2 protein-coding genes are annotated in these 1,721 nt (G+C 68.4%); both read left to right on the top strand.

The features are described 5' to 3' along the window. Positions 1-262: 262 nt before the first annotated feature. Positions 263-988: a methyltransferase domain-containing protein gene (locus C503_RS0136990; RefSeq protein ID WP_211222535.1), complete on the top strand. Its 726-nt coding sequence runs from the start codon at positions 263-265 to the stop codon at positions 986-988. Between the two features lie 14 nt (positions 989-1,002). Further along, entirely contained in the window at positions 1,003-1,683 is a 681-nt protein-coding gene (locus C503_RS0136985; RefSeq protein WP_018687223.1) for an alpha/beta hydrolase, read from the top strand. Positions 1,684-1,721: the final 38 nt, after the last annotated feature.

The following is a 1,721-nucleotide window of genomic DNA, read 5'->3' as shown; positions in this document are numbered from 1 at the left end:
TGGGGTGGGTCGGGATGGGAGTGGAGATGGGGTGGGTCGGGATGGGAGTGGAGATGGGGTGGGTCGGGATGGGAGTGGAGATGGCGTGGGTAAGGGATGTCTGGGTGTGGGGTGGCACAGAAGACTTGGTGGGTCGCCTTTGCGGGGGTGACCGGGAAGGCCATCTGTGGAGGGAGCCCCAGTTATGACGACAGTGGCGGGGAATGTCAGTGAGTTTACCGAGGTGGATGGGGCGCCGGATGCGTCCTGGTTCATTCGGTTCATGGATCGGGCCAATGAGTTGGCGGCGTACGCGACCATGCGTGGACAGCTTGTCGAGGCGCTTGGGCCGTTGGCTGGGCGTGCGGTGCTTGACGTGGGATGTGGGACGGGGGACGACGCGCGGGAGCTGGCCGGGTTGGTCGGGGCGGGCGGGCGTGTGGTGGGGGTCGATCTGAGTGCCGCGATGGTCGAGGAGGCCGGTCGGCGTGGGGGGGCGGTCGAGTTTCTGGTTGATGACCTGGCCGGGTTGGGGTTTGCGGACGGTGAGTTCGATGCGGTGCGGGCTAAGCTTGTGTTGATGCATTGTGCGGACATTGACGCGGCGGCGCGGGAATTACTTCGTGTGGTGCGGCCTGGGGGGCGAGTCGCGGTGTACGACTACGACTTCGAGACGACCACGATCGACCATCCGGATGTCGATGCCACCCGTGAGGTCGTGCGCTGCCTCGCGGACGGGCACGCGAACAAGTGGAGCGGCAGGCAGCTGGCGCGCCGATTCCGTGACCTGGGCGCGCGCGACATCGGGATCACGCCGCTCACCGTGGTCATGCCCTATGAGTTCTATCGGCCGTCGGTGGGCGGCAGGCTGCTGGCCGCCCAGGCCGCGGGAGATCTGCGGATGACGGCCGACGAGCTGGACGCCTGGTGGCGTCCGTTGGAGGAAGCCGCCGAGCGCGGCGGCTTCTTCGCCTCCCTGACCGGATTCACCCTCGGCGCGAGCCGTTGACCAGGAGGTATCCCATGTCCACCACCCTTGTCCTCGTCCACGGCGCCTGGCACGGCGCGTGGTGCTGGTCCGCGTTCGAGCCGGAGCTGCGTGCCCGGGGGCTCGACGTGGTCACGCTCGACCTGACCAGCCGGGGCACGGACCCGGCCACCGTCGGCGACCTGCGTAGTGACGCGGAATTGCTCCGGGCGACCGTGTCGGAGATCCCCGGGCCGGTTGTCCTCCTCGGGCACTCGTACGGCGGCGTCGTGGTCACCGAGGCCGCCGCCGACCTGGACAACGTGACGCAGCTGGTCTACCTGGCGGCGTTCCTCCCCGACGTGGGCGACTCGATGCGGACGTTGACCGGCGGCGGGAACGCGCCGTGGCTGAGCAATGTCGACGGATTGCTGTCGGTCGCACCCGGCTGGGGTTCCCGGCTGTTCTACAGCGACTGCGATCCGGAGGTCGCGGCCGGGGCGGAGGCGCAGCTGTCGCCACAGTCGGCTGCCTCGTTCGGGCAGGAGGTGCGGGTCGCCTCGTGGAAGGTCAAGCCGTCCCAGTACATCGTGTGCGGGCAGGACCGCGCGGTTCCCGTGGTGTCGCAGCGGCGGTGGGCCGGGTTGATCGGCGACGGGGTCGAGCTGAATACCGGGCATTCGCCGTTCCTGTCCGAGCCCAAGAAGTTGGCGGACCTGATCGTGGAACGGATCTAGTGGTGCGACCCAGAATGTCGGCCGTGTATCGGCGGGTC

The sequence above is a fragment of the Actinokineospora enzanensis DSM 44649 genome (assembly GCF_000374445.1).
Lineage (GTDB): Bacteria > Actinomycetota > Actinomycetes > Mycobacteriales > Pseudonocardiaceae > Actinokineospora > Actinokineospora enzanensis.
Note: the sequence above shows the minus strand (reverse complement) of the source record. Positions and strands in the feature narration are given on the sequence as shown.